The organism is Sphingobacterium sp. JUb56, assembly GCF_014191365.1.
Lineage (GTDB): Bacteria > Bacteroidota > Bacteroidia > Sphingobacteriales > Sphingobacteriaceae > Sphingobacterium > Sphingobacterium anhuiense.
Map to the genome: position 1 here is coordinate 145,974 of NZ_JACHWL010000003.1, position 22,624 is coordinate 168,597.

Consider the following 22,624-nt stretch of genomic DNA (forward strand, 5'->3'; position numbering starts at 1 on the left):
AGGTGTAATTTAATTATTCTAAGATATCATGGGGTTGAAGGTGCTTTTTTTTGTTTTTCATGGTTTTAGTGCATATAACGGGATCAGCAAAAAGATTTGGGGTCAGGTCAATGGTTTAAAACAAAATGGTGCCGAGGTTATCCTATGCTCTTATACCGTAAAGGCAAATGGGCACCGCGTATGGAAGGTCAATGATGATATTCTTGTGGATCTCGGGACAGGAACATGTGCCAAAATTAGGAAACGGATCGACTATCGCGCCATCAGCAGGTATGTTTACGAAAACAATTTTTCCCTTATTTATATCCGTTCGGATCATAATGCCAATCCTTTCACGATCAATTTGATCAAAAGTATGCGTCAATCCGGAGCACCCGTTGTTATGGAGATTCCAACTTATCCTTACGATCAGGAATATGATACTTTTAAGATGAAGATTGACTTGTTCGTAGATCGATTATTTCGCCGGCAGTTAGCCGAGCATTTGAATGCATTGGTTACTTTTTCCGATTTTAAGATTATTTTCGGTCGGCCTACGTTACAGATCTCTAACGGGATTGATTTTGCTGCTATTCCTATTCGTCGTCCGGTTTCAAAAAGTAACAAAGAGATTCATTTACTAGCGGTAGCCGAGATCCATTATTGGCATGGCTTTGATCGTTTGGTTCATGGGCTTTCGATTTATAAGCGGGAGCATCCGTCCAGTCGAGTGTTTTTTCATCTTGTTGGTGAATTGAGCGGTGATCGTGAACGTCAGGAAATCCTCGTCCCTTTGCAGCAGTATGGTCTTGAGCAGGAGGTGATCTTGCACGGTGCTCTTTGGGGCGAATCACTGGATCATCTTTTTGATCTGGCCGACTTTGCTATCGGCAGTTTAGGAAGGCACCGAACAGGAATAGATGTCATCCGAACGTTGAAAAATCGTGAATATGCTGCCCGCGGTATTCCTTTTATGTATTCCGAATCTGATCCGGATTTTGATCACCGGGCATATGTCATCAAAGCAACACCGGACGAATCTCCAATTGATATCAAGCAGATTTTAAATTTTTTGGAAATAAATGAGCTGTCTCCAGATGCCATTCGGAACAGCATACTAGAACTTTCGTGGCAAGCGCAGATGAGCAAGCTGTTAAAATCAGTTGTGCCGTTACAAAATAACTTTATAGAATAGACGATCATGGGGAAATGGTATAAGCCCTATTTAGGGGCCTTTAATATAGAAGTAGGTCAAATCAAAGAAAATATTTTTGAGAAGGTTAGATGGCAGCTGCAAAAGTTTTCGCATCAACAACCTTTGTTGAGTATTGTTGTTATTGCTTACAACGAAGAGCAGCATCTGCTGGGATGTCTGTGGTCGCTGACCGATCAGCTTTGCAGTCAGCCGATCGAGATTATTGTCGTCAATAATAACTCAACAGATCGGACCGAAGAAATTCTAAAGCGGGTGGGAGCTCATTATTATAATGAATCCAAGCAAGGGCCTGGCTTTGCGCGACAGTGCGGACTGGATCATGCCAAGGGGCAGTATCTGCTCTGTGTGGACGGCGACACCCTATATCCGCCTTATTATGCAGAAACACATTTAAAGGCGTTATGCAAAAAAGGTATAAGCGCTACTTTCAGTTTATGGAGTTTTTTACCCAAGCCCGGCCAATCGCAGTTTTTTTTAACCTGCTATGAAGCATTAAGAGATGTGTATCTCAACTTACAGGCGATCAAACGACCGGAGCTGTGTGTACGGGGTATGGTTTTCTCATTTCGTACGGAGCAGGGACGAAATGTCGGCTTTCGTACCGATATTAAACGCGGGGAGGATGGCTCGATGGCGCTAGGACTTAAATCATTTGGAAAGATTGCCTTTATCCGAAGCCGCAAGGCACGAGCAGTCACCGGGCAACATACATTAGGGGCAGATGGATCTCTGATGAATAGCTTTTTCATTCGGCTACGCAAAGCATTCCGTTCGTTAGGTGGTCTGTTTTCAAAGAAAGAAAAATACCTGGACGATGAAACCAATATTATAAATAATAACAAATAATTAGTATATTTTTGTCTTAAATACATCTGTCTTATGCTTGAGGTTGTTTTTTGGTGCTGTATTTTTTTAGTACTCTATACCTATGTGGGTTATGGAATGCTTATTTTTGCTTTAGCCAAATACAAACCTTACCAAAGAGATAAAGGTTATAACACCTATCAAGAAACAGAATTACCTGAACTGACCTTATTTATAACCGCTTACAATGAAGCCTCGATCATAGCTGCAAAGATGGCTAATTGTCGCGCTTTGCTTTACCCTGCAGAAAAATTAAAGATCCGCTGGGTAATTGATGGAAGTACGGACAATAGCGCATTGTTATTGCGAGAATACATGGATGTAGAGGTTGTTGATTCTCCGCTCAGAAAAGGAAAAACCGCCGCTATCAATCATGGAATGCAATCCGTCCATACACCGATTGTGGTTTTTACCGACGCAAACTGTTTGCTCAATACCGATGCTTTAAAAATCATTGCACATCAATTTAGCGATCCCAGCATTGGTTGTGTATCCGGAGAGAAAAGGGTGGCTTTTACAGATGATGATACCATATCCTCTAAAGGAGAGGGCACCTACTGGAAATATGAATCACTGTTAAAGAAACTTGATTATCAGTATTATTCTACCGTAGGTGCTGCGGGTGAACTTTTTGCTATTCGTAGCTCACTATTTACCGTTATGCCGGAAGATACCCTGTTGGACGATTTTATGCTGTCTATGGGGATTGCGAAACGAGGTTATCGCATTGCCTATACACCCAATGCGTATGCCGTAGAATCAGGATCACTTAATATGGAGGAAGAGGCAAAAAGAAAAAAACGTATTGCAGCAGGAGGTTGGCAATCGATCAAGAGACTCTTACCATTACTGAATGTCTTTACTTATGGTAAATTAAGCTTCCAGTATATCTCTCATCGGGTGTTACGCTGGTCCGTGACACCATTTGCACTTTTTGCACTTTTTCCGCTATCCTTTATTATTGGAATAGGATACAGCTCATATTTAAATGTGTTTAATATCATTTTTGTTCTTCAGGTCATCTTTTACCTTTGCGCAGGTTTAGGATATCTGAAGCGAGAAAATCCGTATGTATCCAAACTTTTTTATGTTCCCTACTATTTTATATTTATGAATATAAATGTCCTATTCGGAATTTACTACTTATGGAGTAAGCAACACCGTGGCGGATGGGAGAAATCACAGCGGAAATAATTTAGCGACAGCATGGAGCCAAGAGCATTACATCAATTAAAATATTTGGAAAAGATCTTAGATCTTACCAGCGATACCTTATTCCTGATCGATCAGGACAATGTATGTGCCGATGCTATTGTTAAGACCGACAATCCGATCATTAATTCGCGGATTCAGTTGGTCGGCACTAATTTTCTTACTCTTTTGCCGACTTCCACCTCGGAGCTTCTAGCGCTGGAATTTACGAAATGCCGTGAAACGGGAGAAACTTCCAACCTGAATTACGATTTACCAACAGAAGATCAGACTTACTACTTCAAATTTATTATCCATAAATTTGATGAAGAGCATCTGCTCTGTCAATATCGTGATATCACGCAACGGAGCAATATGAAACACCGTCTCAAATCAGCATTGAAAGCACAGCTTGAGGTTGGTAAAGTTGCTATGATCGGTCATTGGCGTTTTGATGTCAGGCAACAAGAATTTTTGCACACCGGTTATTCCAATCTTTTGCGAGTGAATCTGATGGAACCGAAAATCACAACCATGAATGATCTGCTGGCATCCGTTCATCCCGATGACCGGAAGAAGATGCGCGATTTTGTGAATAACGACAAAGCCGAATACAGTACGATGGAATACCGGATGGTACTTTCCGATCTGCCCATCACTTATATTCGGACCACTAAATATGCCAAATATAGCGAGAATGACAATTGTATCATTGAAGGCTTTTCTCAGAATGTGAGTGATTTCATGAAGAACCGCAATGAGCTGGAAATGGTTTTAGCAGTTGTCAACAATGCACCTTACAGTATATTTGCCTGTCATACCGATGGTCAGCTGGCTTTTGCAAACAAAGCTTGCCGCCAACAGAATTGTCTCTCCGAAGAAGAGGCAATTGATCATATGAAGGTTTATGAGCGCTTAAAAAATTTCACCAGTAAAGAAGAATGGCAATTGTTTTTCCAAAAAATAAAAGAATCTTCAGGCTATTTACAGTACCGGTGCGATATTCCCTATCCTGAAATGGATATCATCGGTTCCGAATGCAGTTCCTTGATTATCAAGAACGGAAATGGCGACGATATTGTCTGGACCATCCAGCGCGATATTTCTGATCAGATCAGGTATGAGGAACAGTTGCTCCGTTCTAAAGAAACAGCAGAGGAATCTGAAAAATTAAAATCAGCCTTTATTTCCAATATGAATCATGAAATTCGCACACCATTGAGCGCTATTATTGGTTTTGGGAATATTATCGCTGAAACTCCTGATCCCGAATTGCGAAAAGAATATGGTCAGATTTTGATGGCCAATAGTAGCCAGTTGCTGCGCTTGGTCTCAGATGTGCTGGAAATGTCGCAGATGGATGCCGGCAGAGTACGATTTGAATCAGCTCCTGTTTCGCTCACCGGAATTTTTAATGAGCTTTCCCTAAGCTTTGGTCCTTCCGACGACTTACCTGATCTTTTTTTTGATATACCTCAAAAAGAAGTTGTTGCCTACTTAGATCGCGGGCGGGTCATGCAGGTTCTGGTCAATCTCATTAATAATAGCATGAAGTTTACACCTTCCAGTGGAACGATTCACGTCGGCTATTTATTACATCAAGATCATATTGAGTTTTATGTGAAAGATACTGGAATTGGCATTGCAAAAGATAAGCAAGAAGCTATATTCAACCGTTTTTTCAAGATCAATGAGTTAGATAAAGGTACCGGACTAGGCTTATCGATCTGTAAAAGTATTGTGGAACAGATGGACGGCCAGATCTGGGTAGAGTCTGAAGAAGGTAAGGGGTCGACTTTTAGAATAAAGCTTCCCTTAAATAGTCAAAGTTTATAATCATATTGATCTATGCACAGCTTCCCGGAACCTAAACCTATACGTTTGCATAAACTTTTTGCTAAAACGGCTTATCTAGTCTTAATGCTTCTAACTTCGCTATCCTTTTTAGCGCTGTACGTGCCGCCGCAGACGCTGGTTTTTTTTCAATGGTTAGGTGTCTGCTTACCTTTTCTATTATTTTGTAACGTTATTTTTCTAATCATTGCACTTTATAAACGAAGTTGGTACAGTATATGTCCACTTGTAGCGATCTTGGCAAATTTTCATTACTTTCCTCAGAAGATCCAGTTCAATACGCCGGTAGAAGCACCATCTGTCGATATTAAATTTGCGACGTTCAATGTTCAAGAATTTAAAATGATCTACAATTTATCATCAATGGAACAGATTGCCGATTATTTAGCACAGAACGGTGTCAATACCGTTTGTCTGCAGGAAGTTCCCGGAGATTACTCCGTTGCTACTCTTCAACGTATTTTTACCACGATGCCACATGTCGTCACTACCGGCGGGAAAAGTGGACAACTTCAGCTTGCAATTTTAAGCAAGTATCCGCTTGACTCGGTTAGAACAGTGTCTTTCGAAGAACGTGTTAATTGTGCGTTATTTGCAGATATTATTGTGAAAAATCAAAAAATCCGTCTTGGGAATTATCACCTGCAGACCACAAACTGGAATCAGGTAAAGGGGGCATTGATCCCACAGCAGGAAAGTAAAGGCAATTGGATGGATGCATTAGGCACGATTTCACAGAATTTTAGATACAGGGGACGTCAGGTAGATAGCTTAAGAAATATCATGGACCGATCGCCCTATCCGATGATCATGAGCGGAGATTTTAACAATACACCTTTTTCTTATAGTTACAATACGATAAAAGGAGATTTGCAAGATGCGTTCCGCGAGGCTGGCAATGGGTACGGATACACCTACCGTTATTTTATGAAATTGTTCCGTATTGATTTTGTTTTTTTTAATGGAGACAACTTTCAGGCATTAAAATATCGTACAGGGGATGTTGATTTTAGTGACCACTTGCCTGTTTTAGTGGATCTTAATATCAAATAAAAACATTCCTGTTCATTTTTTTGTTAGATAATGTTATTAAAGGATTATATCGTTGGTAATTAATAATTATATTTAAGAACGAAATTACTTATGTTCGTATTTTCGTATTTGCAGATAGTCTATGGAAATTGATTTTTCACATTATAATATCCTTGTTGTTGAGGATTCAGAACTAAACCGTTACGTATTGAGGGAGATTCTAGAACGGGAGTCTTTCAATGTATTTCCTGCGCCCGGTGCTTCTGTAGCATTTGAAGTACTTCAAAAGGAAAGAATAGACCTCATTCTTATGGATGTGATGATGGGTGTGACCAATGGTTATGAACTTACCCAGCAGTTAAAATCAATGGATCTGTATAAGCATATTCCCGTAATTTTTATTACAAATTTACGGTCGCCCGAAGATATCGTACGGGGCTTTGACAGTGGCGGCGTGGATTATATCCCAAAACCCTTTAATAGGAAAGAGCTACTACAGCGTGTCAAGCATCAGATCAGGATACTAGCTTCCAATGAAACAATCGCCAAGCAGACCGAAGAACTTAAAGCTGCCATTAAAAACCGCGATAGTATGTATGCCATTTTAGCACATGATCTGCGCAGTCCCATTTCTTCACTTAAGATGATCTTTAATATATTAGCGGTCAAAGCGGAGGAAGAAAATAATGGCTATTCAGCTATGGTCAACACCGGAAATGATATTGCCGAGCAACTTTTTAGTGTGCTGGACAATTTACTCAAGTGGACCAAATCAAGTCTTGGCATACTCAGTTTTATACCGCAGCAAATTGACTTAAAAGATATGATATTGGGAGTTGTAGAAACACTTCAGCCTTCTGCAAATTTAAAAAATATCAATCTCGATCTGGAACTGCAACAGGGACTGGAAATCTTTTTTGACGTGGATATTATGAAAAGTATACTCCGAAATCTGTTGATCAACGCGGTTAAATTCAGTCACGAAGATTCTGTTGTTAGACTGACTTTACATCAAGATGAGGATTGGGCCGTTGTAGAGGTTATCGATAACGGTATCGGTATGAGTGCATCAGCTCAAGAGCAATTACAGCAACAGATTTTTAGACATGATGCGGTCACCGCGATGGGAGAAAAAGGTACGGGTATGGGACTATGGGTAGTCTCTCATTTTATTCATGCACACCAGGGTGAATTCTTTTTTGAATCGGAGGAAAATGTCGGTTCACGTTTTGGTTTTAAAGTCAAACTCAGTACCGGCGATTTATCTGTCTAAACTAATTTTTACATAAAAGATGCACGGTTTATCTGTAAGAAGAACCGTGCAATTATAGTTAAGACAGATTTTTAAAATAAGCAATGGTCTTTATAAGTCCTTCTTCCAGTTGGATTTTTGGTTCCCAGTTTAATTTTGCTTTTGCCAGATCAATATCCGGTTTCCTTTGTCTAGGATCGTCAGAGGGTAGAGGCTGAAAGATAATTTTAGATTTGGAGCCTGTCAGCGCGATTACCCTTTCTGCCAGTTCACGTATGCTGAACTCATTAGGATTTCCCATGTTAATGGGACCTATCGTTTCAACAGGGCTTTCCATCATTTTGATCATACCATCGATAAGATCATCTACATACTGAAAGCTCCGGGTCTGCGAACCATCTCCATAGAGGGTAATATCTTTATTGTTTAGCGCCTGAATGATAAAGTTCGATACGACCCTGCCATCATTCGGATGCATGTTCGGGCCATAGGTATTAAATATTCTAATGATCTTTATTTTAACATCGTTCATGCGGTGATAGTCCATAAACAATGTTTCTGCGCATCTTTTGCCTTCGTCATAGCAGGAGCGGATACCGATGGGGTTGACATTTCCCCAGTATGATTCCGTTTGCGGATGGATGATCGGGTCACCGTAGACTTCGCTTGTAGAAGCCTGCAAGATTTTAATGTTTAACCGTTTTGCCAATCCCAGCATATTGATCGCGCCCATCACCGAAGTCTTGACCGTTTTGATCGCATTAAATTGATAATGTATCGGCGAGGCTGGGCAGGCTAGATTATAAATTTCGTCCACTTCGATAAAATAAGGCATAGTCACATCGTGCCTGATCGCTTCAAAGTATGGGTTTGATAATAGTGGAGCTATATTTTCTTTAGATCCTGTAAAATAATTATCCAAAGAAATCACCTCGTTGCCGGCATCCAGCAATCTTCTGCATAAGTGCGAGCCGATAAAACCTGCTCCGCCTGTTATCAATATTCTCTTTTTCATGGATCTCTTTTCTTCTAAAAAGTTGAACATTACGAAGATATAGATCTCACCGTTGTCTGACAAATTTATTCCTCTCCGTATTGAAATTTAGTAAATAAATGAGTAATTTCGACATCCATATAGCTACTTTAATGTCCTTATATTTTGTTGGTTAAGACTTTTAGGTCGTTGTATGCTATATTACATATAAATAAATGAGAGAAATTAAGAGAATAGCCTGTGTCGGGGCGGGTTATGTCGGTGGGCCGACGATGTCGGTTATTGCGCAGAAAAATCCAAATATCACGATTACAGTTGTTGATTTAAATCAATCTCGTATCGATGCGTGGAATGATCCAGATTTAAACAATTTACCGATCTACGAACCCGGCTTAGATGCGGTTGTTGGTGAAGCCAGAGGGCGCAATCTTTTTTTCTCTACTGATGTTGACAAAGCGATTGCAGAGGCAGATATGATCTTTATTTCGGTCAATACGCCCACCAAAACATATGGTAAAGGAAAAGGGCAGGCTGCCGATTTAAAATACATTGAATTATGTGCCCGTCAGATTGCACGAGTTGCAAAAGACGATAAAATTGTTGTTGAAAAATCTACTTTACCCGTCCGCACGGCCGCAACATTGAAGAGTATATTGGATAATACCGGAAACGGTGTCAATTTTCATATTCTCTCCAATCCTGAATTTTTGGCAGAAGGTACTGCTATACCCGATCTGCATCATCCGGACCGTGTACTGATCGGCGGTGAAGATGCCGGGGCTATTGAAGCTTTGGTAAAGATCTATGAAGCTTGGGTACCACGGGAGCGTATATTGACCACTAATCTGTGGTCTTCCGAACTATCCAAATTAGTGGCAAATGCCTTTTTAGCACAGCGTGTCTCTTCAATCAATGCCATTTCCGAATTATGTGAAGTGACAGGCGCCAATGTCGATGAAGTGTCTCGTGCCATTGGTTATGACTCCCGGATTGGATCTAAGTTCCTGAAGGCATCTGTCGGGTTTGGTGGTTCATGTTTTCAGAAGGATATTTTAAATCTCGTTTATATCGCCCGTTCCTACAACTTAACTGCTGTGGCCGATTATTGGGAGCAGGTCATTTTGTTAAATGATCATCAGAAAGAACGGTTTGCACAGCATATCATTAAGACCATGTACAATACGGTCAATGGTAAGAAAATCGTGTTTTTAGGCTGGGCCTTTAAAAAAGATACCAATGATACCCGCGAATCTGCAGCCATTTATGTGGCCGATCATTTATTAGAAGAAGAAGCGGAGATTGTTGTTTACGACCCTAAGGTGTCTGCTGAGCAGATCTACCGTGATCTGGATTACTTGGGCACACGTTCTCCATCGGACAACCGTCGGTTGCTGACGGTTGTCAGCGATCCTTATGAAGCATTAGCGGAGGCACATGCTGTCGCGATATTGACCGAGTGGGATGAATTTAAGCATTATGATTGGAGTAAAGTAAAAGATAAAATGAAAAAACCATCCTTTGTATTTGATGGACGTAAGATTTTGAATAGAAAAGAGTTGGAGGAACTAGGTTTTCAATATTATGCTATTGGCGAGTAATCGTTGCAGTATCAAATATATCACAGTATTAAAGACGCGTTTATCGCGTCTTTTTTTGTTTATAAGCATTTTCGTCTTGCTAGTTTCATCGAAACTTAATTTTAAAGGAAAGTACAGTTCATGTTTGAGGCCTACATTTGTGCTATTCGAAATGTCGCTTACGTGATTTTAAAAGGGTATCCAAAATTGATGTAATTAATCTGTTTAAATTCATACGATGTGGCTTTTGATTACGTTATTATATGCAAATCATGTTTACTATATGCAAAACCATTTTGAGCATTACAGTGTTACTGTTTATCAGGTGAGCTGGTTAGACAGTTAGTAGGTTAATATTGTCAATATGTCTCTGTTACTGGTCACTACGTTACTCATCACTATAAATGCTCTTTTATTTTACAACCCTTAACCTTTACCCACAATGATTATTGTAATTATTTTAATTGTATTATTTTTATTTGGCAGTTATTACTTTTGGACAACACATCAGACCAAGCAACGATTAGCGGAGCACGGAGCTTTATCGGTCAGTTATCTTTTTCAGGAGCGGCCGGGACAGTACAGTGGTGATCGTAGTGTGAAGAGCGGCGTGATTGTGATCCATACCAGCAGCAATGATCAAAAATTGAAGCATGCAACGCTAAAAAGTGTCAATTTAAAACACCCTGATGTCAATATACAGCTTGATCAGTCTTTATCACTTCCTTTTCAATACAATAGTTTAACGCAACCTGAGGTATCCATCCGTTATAAAGTATTGGATAAGGATATTAGCAACCTAGATCTGACCGGAATACTTACTGTTATTTCTGGGAAATTGCATTTTGAAGGCGGAAAGACGAAACCTTTTCGCGTTGCCATACCGATATCCGGACTATACCAGGATCAGATGGAAAAATAGATTTTTGACAAAAAATAAGCTGAAAACCGCATTTTAGCTTGTTTTGCTTGGGCCTGTGGTTGATTGTTCATAAAATCTTATTACTTTTGATGCTAATCCCTTAATTATCGTTAAGGGGCTTTAAGCTGTTAAGAAATATTTTGCTCATATTATGACTAAAACAATCCTAATTACAGGTGGAGCGGGTTTTATAGGTTCGCATGTTGTACGAAATTTTGTCACTAAATATCCGGATTATCATATTGTCAATTTAGATGCTTTGACTTATGCCGGTAATCTCGAAAATTTACGGGATATCGAAGAAAAGCCGAATTATACCTTTGTAAAGGCCGATATTACCGATGCCTTGGATATGTTTCGTGTTTTCGAACAATATAAACCCGACGGTGTCATTCATTTAGCCGCAGAATCTCATGTTGATCGTTCCATTGCAGATCCTACCGCATTTGTGATGACCAATGTGATCGGTACTGTTAATTTATTGAATGCCGCACGCGAGATCTGGAAAGATGATTTTACAGGTAAACGTTTTCATCATGTTTCTACCGATGAGGTATTTGGGGCATTGGGAGCAGAAGGTCTGTTTACAGAAGAAACATCTTACGATCCACATTCACCTTATTCCGCATCGAAGGCTAGTTCCGATCATTTTGTTCGCGCTTATCATGATACTTATGGTTTGCCTATCGTATTGACCAATTGTTCCAATAACTATGGTCCCAACCATTTTCCGGAGAAGTTGATTCCTTTATGTATTCATAATATACTGAACAATCAACCATTACCGATCTATGGTGATGGTAAATATACCCGTGACTGGTTATTTGTGATCGATCATGCTACAGCAATAGATCTTGTTTTTCATGAAGGTAAGAATGGTGAATCGTATAATGTTGGTGGATTCAACGAATGGCAAAATATTGATTTGGTCAAAGAGTTATGCAAACAGGTAGATGAGAAATTAGGCCGTCCAGCAGGTACAGCAGAAAAACTGATTACTTTCGTTAAAGACCGCCCGGGGCATGATCTACGTTATGCTATTGACGCCTCCAAGATCAATAAGGAACTCGGCTGGTATCCTTCTGTAACGTTTGAAGAAGGTCTTTCCAAAACAATCGATTGGTTCTTGAACAACAAGGAGTGGTTAGAAAGTGTCACTTCCGGAGATTACCAAAAATATTACGATAAACAGTATGAAGGTTAGTTAGTTAGTTAGTTAGTTAGTTAGTTAGTTAGTTAGTTAGTTAGTTAGTTAGTTAGTTAGTTAGTTAGTTAGTTAGTTAGTTAGTTAGTTAGTTAGTTAGTCCATTCTCACTTACTAACCTTCTAACCCTCTAACCTTCTCACCATCATCTAACCTTCTCACTTTAAAAAGTTAATTATGATAGAGTCTCACAAAGACTTAAAGGTCTGGCAGGAGTCGATGATTCTTGTGGAAGATGTGTATAAAATAACAGCTACATTTCCGAAAGAAGAGCTATTTGGTCTGACTAGTCAATTAAAACGATCTTCAGTATCAGTACCTTCTAATATTGCTGAAGGAGCTGGACGTAGGGGTAAAACTGAATTTATGCGATTTCTATATATTGCGATGGGTTCTTTAAGTGAATTGGATACACAACTTGAACTAGCAGAAAGACTTTCTTTTTGGAAACGCGACGAAGAAATATTTAAAAGAGTATATTATATAAAAACTATGTTAGCGAAGTTGATTAAGAGTTTAGATAGATAAATAGAAAGTTAGACTGTTAGAAAGTTAATAGGTTAAATAGTTAGTAAGTTAGAAAAATTCTAACCTGCTCACTATCATCTAACCTTCTAACCTTCTCACAATCATCTAGCCTACTAACTTCTTAACCATCTAACCATATAAAAAAATGAATTTTACCGAAACAAAATTAAAAGGCTGTTTTATTTTAGAACCGACAGTCTTTGAAGACGAAAGAGGATACTTTTTTGAAGCCTTTAATAATCAAAAGTTTGAACAGATTGTAGGGTCGAAACCAGCATTTGTTCAAGATAACCAATCCCAATCGCAGTATGGTGTTGTTCGCGGATTGCATATGCAATCCGGCGATCATGGGCAAGCAAAATTAGTACGTGTTTTGGAGGGTAGAGTGTTGGATGTAGTGGTTGATGTTCGTCCAGGCTCAGCTACTTATGGGGAATCTGTATCAGTGGAATTATCTGCTGAAAATAAACTCCAATTTTATGTTCCACGTGGATTTTTACATGGGTTTTCGGTATTATCAGAAAATGCTGTTTTCTTTTACAAGTGCGATAATCATTATCACAAAGTAGCAGAAGACGGAGTTCATCCGTTAGATAAAGAACTAGGTATTGATTGGCAGATACCTCGGGAAGAGATGATTCTTTCTGTGAAAGATGAAGAAGCGCAATCCTTTAGAGCATTTAAAGAAAAAAATGGAATCGGTTAGTCAAAAAAAGCGTATTGTTATTACGGGAGCATCCGGACAGCTAGGTCAAGAATTGAAAGTGCTACTGGACAAAGATGTGTCTAAAGAATGTTTTTTCTTGGATCGGAAACAGCTTCCTTTGGATCAGATTTCGATTATTCAGGATATACTGAGTATGTATCAGCCCGATTTGATTATTCATTCGGGAGCATATACTGCCGTCGATCAAGCCGAATCAGATGCCGAGCTTGTTGATCAGGTTAATCATTTGGCGAGTGAGGAGATTGCGCTATATTGTCGATTGCATGGCGCAAAGCTGATCGCTATATCAACTGATTATGTCTTTGATGGAAGTAGCAGTGTTGCCTTGACCGAAGATGCTCCAGTCAGGCCAATTAATGTTTATGGTGCAACAAAATTAAAAGGTGAGCAAGCCATACAGAAGTGGTGTCCCGAGGCGGTTATTATCCGTACATCATGGGTATATTCCACTTTTGGAAAAAACTTTGTAAAAACCATGCTACGTCTACTGTCCGAGCGTGATTCTATTTCTGTTATTAACGATCAGATCGGTTCTCCGACCTCAGCACAAGATTTAGCACAGGCAATTGTGGATATTGTGAATTCAGGCAAATGGAAAGGCGGTGTCTATCACTATAGCAACGAAGGCGAAATCAGCTGGTATGATTTTGCTGTAGCGATCAGGGATATTAAAGGTTTGAACTGTGAGATACAGGCGATACCGACAACAACATATCCTACACCGGCAAAAAGGCCTCAATATTCGTTATTAGATAAAACGAAAATCAAAGCAACATTCGGAGTGGAAGTACCATTTTGGAAAGATAGTTTAAAGAAACAGTTAGAGAGTTAGGAAGTTAGGAAGTTAGAGAGTTAGGAAGTTAGAGGGTTAAGAAGTTAGAGGGTTAAGAAGTTAGAACGTTAGAAAGTTTCTAATCTACTAACCATCATTTAACCTTTTAACAATATTCTAACCTTCTCACTATCATCTCACCTTCTCACCATATAAAAAAACAAAAAAATGAAAGGAATTATACTAGCAGGCGGATCAGGAACACGTTTACATCCAATGACATTGGCTGTAAGCAAGCAGTTGATGCCGGTATATGATAAACCGATGATTTATTATCCCTTATCCACTTTAATGTTGGCGGGAATCAATGAGATCTTAATTATTTCGACACCACAGGATTTACCACAATTCCAAAGACTTTTGGGTGATGGATCGCAACTTGGATGCCGATTTGAATATATTGAGCAACCAAGTCCAGACGGTTTGGCGCAGGCCTTCATCTTGGGCGAAGAATTTATAGGTGATGATAAAGTAGCGTTGATCTTAGGCGATAATATTTTTTATGGCTCAGGGATGTCCAAGTTATTACAGTCCTGTGTCGATATTGAAGGAGGAATGGTGTTTGCTTATCAAGTTACAGATCCTCAACGATATGGCGTTGTGGAATTTGATGAAGATAAAAAGGCGATTTCGATTGAAGAAAAACCTAAATCCCCAAAATCTAATTATGCTATTCCGGGATTATATTTCTACGATAACGATGTTGTTGCTATTGCAAAACAAATAAAACCATCGCCACGGGGAGAATTAGAGATTACCGATATTAATAAAGTCTATTTGGAGCGTGAAAAGTTGAATGTGGCTGTTTTTGATCGGGGTACAGCTTGGTTGGATACGGGTACAATTCAATCCCTTATGCAGGCCGCCCAGTTTGTTCAGGTCATCGAGGAAAGACAGGGTATGAAGATCGGAGCGATTGAAGAAGTAGCTTATCGCATGGGTTACATTAGTAAGGAACAGTTATTAAAGATCGCGGAACCTTTGCGTAAATCGGGTTACGGCGAATACCTGTGCCTCTCAATTAAATAAATTTACCTATTTTTGTGAAAATTTCAAATTAGAATGAAAAGAGTAATATTGTTGTTGTGTGTGATGAGTCTTTTTGGGTCTTTACATGCGCAGATCAATCCAGCAAATATAAAAGTTGATGATTTAACGGATGCTCAAATTGAGCAATATGTTAAGCGAGCTGAACTTATGGGTTATGGTGAATCACAGTTGGATGGATTTGCACGTGCGCAAGGCGTATCTGCAGTTGAAACTCAAAAGTTAAAAGATCGTTTGCAAAAGATTAAGAGAAATAAACAACAGCCTAAGCAACTGAAAGATAAACAAAACAATACAAGTTCATCTTCAGGTCGTCAGGTCAATGGCAATTTACAGGTAGATTCTTTAAAAAATAAAAAGAAGGATCAAGATTCTTTAAAAATTGATGAAGATAAGTTGAAAATTTTTGGTTCCGACTTATTTAAGAACAGCGAGATCACTTTCGAACCCAATTTACGGATGGCTACACCAAGTTCGTATATTATAGGACCTGATGATGAGATCTTATTGGATATTACTGGGGATAATGAAGCATCTTACCAACTTCACGTAAGTCCTGATGGTACCATCACGGTCGAATATGTTGGCAAAGTGGCTGTTTCTGGGTTATCAGTTTCGGCTGCAAAAAGTAAGATACAACAACGTTTGAGCGGTACTTACCCAGCTATCCGTTCGGGTAATACACAGGTTGATGTTAATATTGGTAATATCCGTAGTATCCGGATTACACTAACCGGTGCTGTGACAAAACCAGGTACATATACTTTACCTTCTTTAGCGACTGTATTCAATGCGCTATATGCATCAGGTGGTCCTAGTGAAAAGGGAACTTACCGTCAGATACAGGTAGTCCGCAACAATCAGGTTGTTACGACTATTGATTTATATGATTTCTTGGCTAATGGCATCCAACGCGGTAATATCCGTCTCCAAGATCAGGATATCATTCATATTCCTGTCTATGGTAGTCGCGTGCAATTTGAAGGCGAAGTTAAACGTCCAGCTATTTTTGAAACCGTAGCAGGGGAGTCACTTTTGGATTTAGTCAAATATGCTGGTGGTTTTAGTGAAAATGCTTATACCGCAAAGGTTAAGGTATTGCAAAAGACAGACAAAGAACGTAGTGTAAAAGATATTTACGCCGATCAATTTGCTGATTATAGCCCCAAAGCAGGAGATCAGTTTATTGTAGAGCCTATATTAGAACGCTTTGCAAATCGTGTCAGTATTTTAGGAGCAGTCTTTCGTCCGGGTCTGTACGGAATGGAACCAGGAATGACTCTTAAGCAATTATTAGAGCAGGCGGATGGTGTACGTGAAGATGCTTTTTTGGAAAGAGGAATTATCAATAGATTAAGAGCTGATAATACCGCAGAATTGATTAATTTCAATGTTCGGGAAGTATTAGCAGGAACAGGAGCTGATATTCCATTAAAAAGAGAGGACAAGATTGAGATTGCCTCAATTTTTGACCTACGGGACGAATATAAATTCACGGTTCAGGGAGAAGTTCGTTTACCGGGAGATTTTCCTTTCGCGAGCAATGCGACATTAGGAGATCTGATCCAAAAGGCCGGCGGTCTGAATGAATCTGCTAAAAATGCACGTATTGAAATTGCCAGACGTTTAAATAATCGCGATGTCACTGATCCCACTTCATCACAAACAATTCTTGTTGATATCAATGATGGTACTGTATCGGATTTAAGTATAGCATTGCAACCCTATGATGTGATTACCGTTTTAGGCGATGCAGGTTTCCGAACACAAAGACAGGTTAAGATTGAAGGCGAGGTGTTATTTCCAGGAATTTACACCATTTCTAGAGAAGATGAGCGTATTTCAGATATCATTAAACGAGCTGGCGGATTGACTTCTTATGCTTATACAGAAGGTGCTTCTCTGAAACGTACTGGAGAGTCCAAATTAAAAGCTGAAGAGAAAAAGAAGAAGGAACGACTTGAAAAAGAAATGAATAAGGATAGTGTTCAAGAAGATAGGAATACGGACGTAGATACTGCAGATGATTCAGACAAAGAGGAAAAACAATATAACTCTGATTTAAAAGTAAAGAATAAAGCGCTAGCAAAAGTTTCACAGCAAGGAGTTTCAGCTCCGGATATCGAACCAAGCGATCTAGTTGGGATTGAGTTAAATAAAATTCTTGCCAATCCATATCAGCGTGGTGATCTATTAGTACTTGATGGTGATATTATCATGGTTCCTAAAGAGTTGGAAACAGTAAAAGTTATGGGAGAAGTTTTAAATCCAAATAATGTGGTTTATGTAAAAGGGAAGAGCCTTAAGTATTATGTAAATCAAGCAGGAGGTTTTACTGACAATGCTTTGAAGAAACGTGTTTTTGTTCAGTATGCGAATGGTTCGGTAAAAGGTAAGTCAGGTGGTTATCCCGAAGTAAAACCAGGAGCAGAGATCGTAGTTCCTAAACGCGCACCACGTGAGAAAATGAATGTACAGGCTTGGGTTGGTTTAGGTACAGGTATTGCTTCTTTAGCAGCGATTATTGTCAGTCTTTTAAGATAGGGTATGAATGAATTGAAGCAGACGAAAGAGCTTACTTTTAAGGAGCTCTTATTAATTGTACAAGATTGGATAAAATATTTGTTATCAAAATGGTACATTTTAATGATTTCTCTTATCGTTGGGGGATTATTGGGGGATTTTTATGCCAAGAGAAAAGAACCGATTTTTACTGCAACTACAACTTTTGTTTTGGAGGCGGGTGAATCGGGGAGTAATTTGGGTCAGATGGCAGGTTTGGCTGCTTTAGCGGGGTTAGATATACCAGGTGGTACTAATAATTTATTTCAGGGCGACAATCTTTTTGCTTTATATAAATCCAGAACAATGCTGAAACAGGCATTTCTTAGCCTTAATCCTTTAGACACAACAGAATTACTGATCAATCAGTATATTCGGTTCAATAAGCTGGATATTAAAGACAAGGAAGGACAAAGTGAGGGTATGATTGATTTTAAACTGGATCCCAAAACATTAGATCGTCCTACTTTACGTCGGCGCGACAGTCTTTTAACGCAAGTAATTCAGAATATTGTTAAAAATAATTTAGTCGTTGACAAAGTAGATAAAAAATCCTCGATTATAAAGGTAGAAATCAATTCTAAAAATGAAGATTTTTCAAAGTCCTTTAACGAAGTTCTTGTCAATACAGTAAATGATTTTTATATTAAAACAAAAACAAAAAAGTCTTTAGATAACATAGCAATCTTACAGCATAAAACCGATTCTGTGAAGTCGGTCATGTTTGGAAGCATAAGTGCAGGTGCTGTAGCTATTGATGTCACGCCCAACTTAAATCCAACTCGACAAGCACAGCGAACAGTACCGATGCAACGGTCACAATTTACGACAGAAACCAATAAAGCCATTTTAAGCCAATTGGTACAAAATCTGGAAATTTCGAAAATGAAATTGATGAAAGAGGCACCGCTAATTGAGAAAATTGATGAACCTATCTATCCTTTACCCGTTTCAAAATTTGCCAAAATCAAGGGAATTATTATTGGATGTGTACTTTTAGCATTTTTAACAATAGCTTTTTTATGCGTCAGAAAACTGTATTTCCAGATTTTAAGATAGATGATATGAATACAGTTAAACTTATTGATTTGCCGAAAATATTAGATAAAAGAGGCAATTTATCTTTTTTTGAAAATAACCATCAAATCCCATTTGAGATAAAGAGAACCTATTGGATATATGATGTTCCTGGAGGAGAAACAAGAGGAAGCCATGCTTTTAAAGAGCAACAGGAATTTATTGTAGCATTATCAGGAAGTTTTGATGTTGTATTGCACGACGGAAACGAAGAACGGACTTATTCAATGAATAGATCTTATTCTGGATTATATATTCCGCGCATGATGTGGAGGAAAATAGATAACTTTTCTACTAATTCATTAGCATTAATAGTTTCTGATAGAAATTTCGAAGAGTCAGATTATATCAGGGATTTTGAAGAATTTATGCAATTGATTAAAGTTGATGAAGATGTCTAGTATATATGATTGTGCTGTTATTGATTTAGGAAAGATCAATTCTGACCAAGGAAATATTACTGTTTTGGAGAGCAGTGATTTTATCTTTCCGGTGAAACGTGTTTTTTACCTTTTTGATATTGTTGGAGGTGAGAGTAGAGGAGCACATGCCCATAAAGAATGTCATCAATTTCTAATAGCTGCTAGTGGTAGTTTTGAAGTTCAATTGGATGATGGTAAATATAAACGTCAAGTTTTTTTGAACCGACCTAATATGGGACTTCATATTCCTCCTGGTATATGGGCTAGTGAAATGAATTTTTCTTCGGGAGCTATTTGTTTAGTGTTGGCATCTCATACTTACTCAGAAGTTGATTATATAAGAAATTACGAGGATTATTTAAAGTATTGTAATAAATGATAAAAGTACATCCTACTGCTGAAGTACACACTAATTGTATCGGAGAAGATACTATGGTTTGGCAGTATTCAATTATTCTTGCAGGAGCTAAAATTGGTAAAAATTGTAATATCAATTTTAATGTGTTTATTGAAAATGATGTTATTATTGGCGATAATGTTACCATAAAGTCAGGTGTTCAAGTTTGGGATGGAGTGCGTATCGAAGATGATGTTTTTGTTGGACCAAACGTAACATTTACAAACGATATAGTGCCAAGATCAAAGCAATATCCCGAATCATTCAAGGAAACAATTATTAGTAAAGGGTGTTCGATTGGAGCAAATTCAACAATTGTAGCAGGAAATATTATTGGCGCGTACGCTTTTGTTGGAGCAGGAAGTGTTGTTACAAAATCAATTCTCCCTTTTCATGTTTATTATGGAAACCCAGCCGAACATAAGGGATATGTCACAAAAGAAGGTGTTCTTTTGGATTTAGGGTTTAAAGATAAGAATGGAATTACACATAAAATTATAGAATTAGGTAATGATTAAATTTCTAGATTTACAGGCAGTCAATTTGCAATATCAAGCTGAAATTGAAGCTTCTTTGTTGAGAGTTTTTCGTAGTGGTTGGTATCTTTTAGGAAATGAAGTAAAGACTTTTGAGAAAAATTTGTCTAGTTATATTGGGACACCTAATGCAATTGGTGTGGCCAATGGATTAGATGCGTTACGTTTAATTTTTAGAGCATATATTGAGCTTGGCGTCATGAGTGAAGGAGATGAGGTGATCGTACCTTCAAATACTTATATAGCTTCTATATTGGCTATTTCCGATAATGGTCTAGTTCCTGTATTGTGCGAACCAGATTTAGATACCTATAATATTGATGTTAATAATATCGAGAATTTAATTACGTCAAAAACTAAAGCTATCCTTATTGTTCATCTTTATGGAAGAGCTGTTTTTTCAGAGAAGCTAGTACAGCTTGCTAAAAGATACGAGTTGAAAATTGTAGAAGATAATGCACAAGCGATAGGTGCGGAGTGGCATGGTATAAAGACAGGAAACCTGGGAGATGCAGCTGGATTTAGTTTCTATCCGGGCAAAAATTTAGGTGCTTTAGGTGATGGTGGTGCTGTAACTTGTAATGATGTCGAATTAGCTAATACAATCCGGGCCTTAGCTAATTATGGATCGAATCAGAAATATGTCAATACATATCAAGGTTTAAATTCAAGACTTGATGAGATTCAGGCAGCTGTATTAGATGTTAAAATGAAATATTTAGATGATGAAAATAATATTAGAAGAAGAATTGCTGAAAGATATAATAATGAAATAACGAACAGTAAAATTATACTCCCTATTGCACCTCAGGATGGCGGTGAACATGTTTGGCATGTTTACGTGATTCGATGTCAGAAGCGAGATTTACTACAACAGTTTTTGATGGAACTTGGTGTTCAATCATTAATTCACTATCCTATTCCACCACATAAGCAAGAAGCTTATAAATTTTGGAACAATCATAGTTTTCCATTAAGTGAGATGATTCACGATCAAGTGTTAAGCTTACCCATAAGTCCGATATTAAGTAATGAGGAGGTTGACCAGATAATTAATATGATCAATAAGTTTTAATGAAGTTAATAAAGACCACCCTTTATTCGGGTTTTATATCTTTTGTTAGGATCATATCAGGTTTTATTTCTGTAAAAATTGTCGCATCAATTATTGGTCCTTCCGGCATCGCTGCAGTAGGGGCTTTTTCAAATTTTTTAAGTATTATATTAACATTTTCTAATGGTGCCATTAATTCGGGTATAATAAAGTATACAGCTGAATATGCAGATGATGAGAAAAAACAGAAACTTCTATTTTCTACAGCAACGCGAATTACACTCATCTGTTCCTTAATATGTGGGATTATAATTATTATACTATCATCTTACATTTCCCAGCTCTTGTTTGGAAGTGATGGTTATTATGATGTCATTATTTGTTTAGGGTTGTCGCTATTTTTTTATTCTCTTAATTCTGTTTTAGTATCCATTCTAAATGGTTTGGGTAAGATAGGTCGCTATACAATTGTTAATACTGTCGGGGCTGTTTTTGGATTAATTTTAACATTGATTTTAGTACATTATTGGGGAGTAAAGGGAGCACTATATGCTTTAATTTTATCTCAGACACTAGTTTTCTTTACATCCATCTTACTATTATTAAAAGAGTATTGGTTAAATAAGGATTATTTATTTAGTACCGTAGATAAAGAAATCAGTAAGAGCTTATTTAAATATTCAAGTATGGCAATAGTAACTGCACTTACTGTTCCAGTTTCCCAGATTTTGGTCAGAAATTATATCATTAAAGAATTTGGAATTTCTGATGCGGGTATTTGGCAAGGTATGACACGTCTATCAGATGCTTACCTGACATTTGTTAATATGGCCTTAGTTACTTATTATCTTCCCAAATTATCTTCAATTTCAGACACTTCCTTACTGAGAAAAGAGATATTTAGAGGGTATAAATTATTAGTGCCTGTAACAGTAGTCTTGTGCTTATCTGTATTTCTAATGCGTACATATATTATCGAAATTTTATTTACTAAAGATTTCTTGCCGATGGAACATTTGTTCAAATGGCAAATATTAGGTGATTTTTTTAAGATATGTTCATACGTTCTGGCATTTCTAATGGTCGCTCAAGCAAAAACAAAATTTTATATTATTACGGAAATTTTATTTTCTGGGTCATATATACTGCTAAGTATATTCTTCACCAGATTGATGGGGTTAGAGGGTTCTTCCTTAGCCTTTTGTATTAATTATTTTGGCTATCTCTGCTTAATGATTATATACTTCAGAAAATTAGTATTTCAAGGAAAGGAGAATAAGAAGTGATAAGTGATAGGTTCAAAACCGTGACGTTTTGTTATCCAAGTAAGATAATCGGGGGGGCTGAAATGCTTTTC

The 22,624-nt window shown here is 38.0% G+C and carries 21 protein-coding genes; 20 read left to right on the plus strand and 1 reads right to left on the minus strand.

Going from position 1 to position 22,624, the window contains the following annotated elements; translation table 11 throughout:
* Window positions 1-28: 28 nt before the first annotated feature.
* From FHR29_RS24900 to FHR29_RS24925, 6 genes are all read left to right on the plus strand, one after another.
* On the plus strand, window positions 29-1,174 hold the full coding sequence (locus FHR29_RS24900) for a hypothetical protein (protein ID WP_221197948.1): 1,146 nt from the start codon (window positions 29-31) through the stop codon (window positions 1,172-1,174).
* A 6-nt stretch (window positions 1,175-1,180) separates the two neighbouring features.
* Window positions 1,181-2,041: a glycosyltransferase family A protein gene (locus FHR29_RS24905; RefSeq protein ID WP_183917998.1), complete on the plus strand. Its 861-nt coding sequence runs from the start codon at window positions 1,181-1,183 to the stop codon at window positions 2,039-2,041.
* A 33-nt stretch (window positions 2,042-2,074) separates the two neighbouring features.
* A complete protein-coding gene (locus FHR29_RS24910) occupies window positions 2,075-3,253 on the plus strand; it encodes a glycosyltransferase family 2 protein (protein ID WP_183918000.1) in 1,179 nt (392 codons plus the stop codon).
* Between the two features lie 12 nt (window positions 3,254-3,265).
* The gene (locus FHR29_RS24915; RefSeq protein WP_183918002.1) at window positions 3,266-5,086 is read left to right on the plus strand and encodes a PAS domain-containing sensor histidine kinase; all 1,821 of its coding nucleotides are present in this window, start codon (window positions 3,266-3,268) and stop codon (window positions 5,084-5,086) included.
* A 45-nt stretch (window positions 5,087-5,131) separates the two neighbouring features.
* Window positions 5,132-6,157 carry an endonuclease/exonuclease/phosphatase family protein gene (locus tag FHR29_RS24920; protein ID WP_183918004.1) on the plus strand — a complete coding sequence of 342 codons (1,026 nt, stop codon included), beginning with the start codon at window positions 5,132-5,134 and terminating at the stop codon, window positions 6,155-6,157.
* A gap of 121 nt (window positions 6,158-6,278) precedes the next feature.
* On the plus strand, window positions 6,279-7,409 hold the full coding sequence (locus tag FHR29_RS24925; RefSeq protein WP_183918006.1) for a hybrid sensor histidine kinase/response regulator: 1,131 nt from the start codon (window positions 6,279-6,281) through the stop codon (window positions 7,407-7,409).
* A 58-nt stretch (window positions 7,410-7,467) separates the two neighbouring features.
* Here FHR29_RS24925 and FHR29_RS24930 read toward each other — a convergent pair whose 3' ends face one another.
* Complete coding sequence (locus FHR29_RS24930; RefSeq protein ID WP_183918008.1) at window positions 7,468-8,403, minus strand: UDP-glucuronic acid decarboxylase family protein; 936 nt, start codon at window positions 8,401-8,403, stop codon at window positions 7,468-7,470.
* Window positions 8,404-8,597: 194 nt separating this feature from the next.
* Here FHR29_RS24930 and FHR29_RS24935 point away from each other — a divergent pair, with 194 nt between their 5' ends.
* The 14 genes from FHR29_RS24935 (at window position 8,598) to FHR29_RS25000 (ending at window position 22,553) form a co-directional block, all read left to right on the plus strand.
* Window positions 8,598-9,980: a nucleotide sugar dehydrogenase gene (locus FHR29_RS24935; protein ID WP_183918010.1), complete on the plus strand. Its 1,383-nt coding sequence runs from the start codon at window positions 8,598-8,600 to the stop codon at window positions 9,978-9,980.
* Window positions 9,981-10,401: 421 nt separating this feature from the next.
* On the plus strand, window positions 10,402-10,881 hold the full coding sequence (locus tag FHR29_RS24940; protein ID WP_183918012.1) for a hypothetical protein: 480 nt from the start codon (window positions 10,402-10,404) through the stop codon (window positions 10,879-10,881).
* A 151-nt stretch (window positions 10,882-11,032) separates the two neighbouring features.
* Window positions 11,033-12,085, plus strand: coding sequence for a dTDP-glucose 4,6-dehydratase (rfbB, locus tag FHR29_RS24945; RefSeq protein ID WP_183918014.1), 1,053 nt, complete (start codon window positions 11,033-11,035; stop codon window positions 12,083-12,085).
* 177 nt (window positions 12,086-12,262) lie between these two features.
* Entirely contained in the window at window positions 12,263-12,613 is a 351-nt protein-coding gene (locus tag FHR29_RS24950) for a four helix bundle protein (RefSeq protein ID WP_183918016.1), read from the plus strand.
* A 145-nt stretch (window positions 12,614-12,758) separates the two neighbouring features.
* A complete protein-coding gene (gene rfbC, locus FHR29_RS24955; protein WP_183918018.1) occupies window positions 12,759-13,319 on the plus strand; it encodes a dTDP-4-dehydrorhamnose 3,5-epimerase in 561 nt (186 codons plus the stop codon).
* Entirely contained in the window at window positions 13,267-14,172 is a 906-nt protein-coding gene (gene rfbD / locus FHR29_RS24960; protein WP_260292982.1) for a dTDP-4-dehydrorhamnose reductase, read from the plus strand. The genes rfbC and rfbD overlap by 53 nt, the downstream gene beginning before the upstream one ends.
* A 168-nt stretch (window positions 14,173-14,340) precedes the next feature.
* On the plus strand, window positions 14,341-15,201 hold the full coding sequence (rfbA, locus tag FHR29_RS24965) for a glucose-1-phosphate thymidylyltransferase RfbA (RefSeq protein ID WP_183918020.1): 861 nt from the start codon (window positions 14,341-14,343) through the stop codon (window positions 15,199-15,201).
* Between the two features lie 33 nt (window positions 15,202-15,234).
* On the plus strand, window positions 15,235-17,763 hold the full coding sequence (locus tag FHR29_RS24970; protein ID WP_183918023.1) for an SLBB domain-containing protein: 2,529 nt from the start codon (window positions 15,235-15,237) through the stop codon (window positions 17,761-17,763).
* Window positions 17,764-17,766: 3 nt separating this feature from the next.
* Window positions 17,767-18,840, plus strand: a complete 1,074-nt coding sequence (locus tag FHR29_RS24975; RefSeq protein ID WP_183918025.1) for a lipopolysaccharide biosynthesis protein — start codon at window positions 17,767-17,769, stop codon at window positions 18,838-18,840.
* A gap of 5 nt (window positions 18,841-18,845) precedes the next feature.
* Window positions 18,846-19,259 carry an FdtA/QdtA family cupin domain-containing protein gene (locus tag FHR29_RS24980; RefSeq protein ID WP_183918027.1) on the plus strand — a complete coding sequence of 138 codons (414 nt, stop codon included), beginning with the start codon at window positions 18,846-18,848 and terminating at the stop codon, window positions 19,257-19,259.
* Complete coding sequence (locus FHR29_RS24985) at window positions 19,252-19,659, plus strand: FdtA/QdtA family cupin domain-containing protein (protein WP_221197949.1); 408 nt, start codon at window positions 19,252-19,254, stop codon at window positions 19,657-19,659. Before FHR29_RS24980 ends, FHR29_RS24985 begins: the two co-directional genes overlap by 8 nt.
* Window positions 19,656-20,195 (plus strand): acyltransferase, encoded by a 540-nt coding sequence (locus FHR29_RS24990; RefSeq protein ID WP_183918031.1) that lies wholly within the window; start codon window positions 19,656-19,658, stop codon window positions 20,193-20,195. Before FHR29_RS24985 ends, FHR29_RS24990 begins: the two co-directional genes overlap by 4 nt.
* Window positions 20,188-21,288: a DegT/DnrJ/EryC1/StrS aminotransferase family protein gene (locus FHR29_RS24995; protein ID WP_183918033.1), complete on the plus strand. Its 1,101-nt coding sequence runs from the start codon at window positions 20,188-20,190 to the stop codon at window positions 21,286-21,288. Before FHR29_RS24990 ends, FHR29_RS24995 begins: the two co-directional genes overlap by 8 nt.
* Window positions 21,288-22,553 (plus strand): O-antigen translocase, encoded by a 1,266-nt coding sequence (locus tag FHR29_RS25000; RefSeq protein ID WP_183918035.1) that lies wholly within the window; start codon window positions 21,288-21,290, stop codon window positions 22,551-22,553. The genes FHR29_RS24995 and FHR29_RS25000 overlap by 1 nt, the downstream gene beginning before the upstream one ends.
* Window positions 22,554-22,624: the final 71 nt, after the last annotated feature.

Excerpts from the sequence above, each read along its gene's own strand:
- FHR29_RS24935 (WP_183918010.1), top strand. The coding sequence starts at position 8,598 with ATGAGAGAAATTAAGAGAATAGCCTGTGTCGGGGCGGGTTATGTCGGT.
- FHR29_RS24915 (WP_183918002.1), top strand. The coding sequence starts at position 3,266 with ATGGAGCCAAGAGCATTACATCAATTAAAATATTTGGAAAAGATCTTA.
- FHR29_RS24975 (WP_183918025.1), top strand. The coding sequence starts at position 17,767 with ATGAATGAATTGAAGCAGACGAAAGAGCTTACTTTTAAGGAGCTCTTA.
- FHR29_RS24990 (WP_183918031.1), top strand. The coding sequence starts at position 19,656 with ATGATAAAAGTACATCCTACTGCTGAAGTACACACTAATTGTATCGGA.
- FHR29_RS24910 (WP_183918000.1), top strand. The coding sequence starts at position 2,075 with ATGCTTGAGGTTGTTTTTTGGTGCTGTATTTTTTTAGTACTCTATACC.
- FHR29_RS24905 (WP_183917998.1), top strand. The coding sequence starts at position 1,181 with ATGGGGAAATGGTATAAGCCCTATTTAGGGGCCTTTAATATAGAAGTA.
- rfbB (WP_183918014.1), top strand. The coding sequence starts at position 11,033 with ATGACTAAAACAATCCTAATTACAGGTGGAGCGGGTTTTATAGGTTCG.
- FHR29_RS24925 (WP_183918006.1), top strand. The coding sequence starts at position 6,279 with ATGGAAATTGATTTTTCACATTATAATATCCTTGTTGTTGAGGATTCA.
- FHR29_RS24985 (WP_221197949.1), top strand. The coding sequence starts at position 19,252 with ATGTCTAGTATATATGATTGTGCTGTTATTGATTTAGGAAAGATCAAT.
- FHR29_RS25000 (WP_183918035.1), top strand. The coding sequence starts at position 21,288 with ATGAAGTTAATAAAGACCACCCTTTATTCGGGTTTTATATCTTTTGTT.
- rfbC (WP_183918018.1), top strand. The coding sequence starts at position 12,759 with ATGAATTTTACCGAAACAAAATTAAAAGGCTGTTTTATTTTAGAACCG.
- rfbD (WP_260292982.1), top strand. The coding sequence starts at position 13,267 with ATGAAGAAGCGCAATCCTTTAGAGCATTTAAAGAAAAAAATGGAATCG.
- FHR29_RS24970 (WP_183918023.1), top strand. The coding sequence starts at position 15,235 with ATGAAAAGAGTAATATTGTTGTTGTGTGTGATGAGTCTTTTTGGGTCT.
- FHR29_RS24940 (WP_183918012.1), top strand. The coding sequence starts at position 10,402 with ATGATTATTGTAATTATTTTAATTGTATTATTTTTATTTGGCAGTTAT.
- FHR29_RS24930 (WP_183918008.1), bottom strand. The coding sequence starts at position 8,403 with ATGAAAAAGAGAATATTGATAACAGGCGGAGCAGGTTTTATCGGCTCG.
- FHR29_RS24995 (WP_183918033.1), top strand. The coding sequence starts at position 20,188 with ATGATTAAATTTCTAGATTTACAGGCAGTCAATTTGCAATATCAAGCT.
- rfbA (WP_183918020.1), top strand. The coding sequence starts at position 14,341 with ATGAAAGGAATTATACTAGCAGGCGGATCAGGAACACGTTTACATCCA.
- FHR29_RS24900 (WP_221197948.1), top strand. The coding sequence starts at position 29 with ATGGGGTTGAAGGTGCTTTTTTTTGTTTTTCATGGTTTTAGTGCATAT.
- FHR29_RS24980 (WP_183918027.1), top strand. The coding sequence starts at position 18,846 with ATGAATACAGTTAAACTTATTGATTTGCCGAAAATATTAGATAAAAGA.
- FHR29_RS24950 (WP_183918016.1), top strand. The coding sequence starts at position 12,263 with ATGATAGAGTCTCACAAAGACTTAAAGGTCTGGCAGGAGTCGATGATT.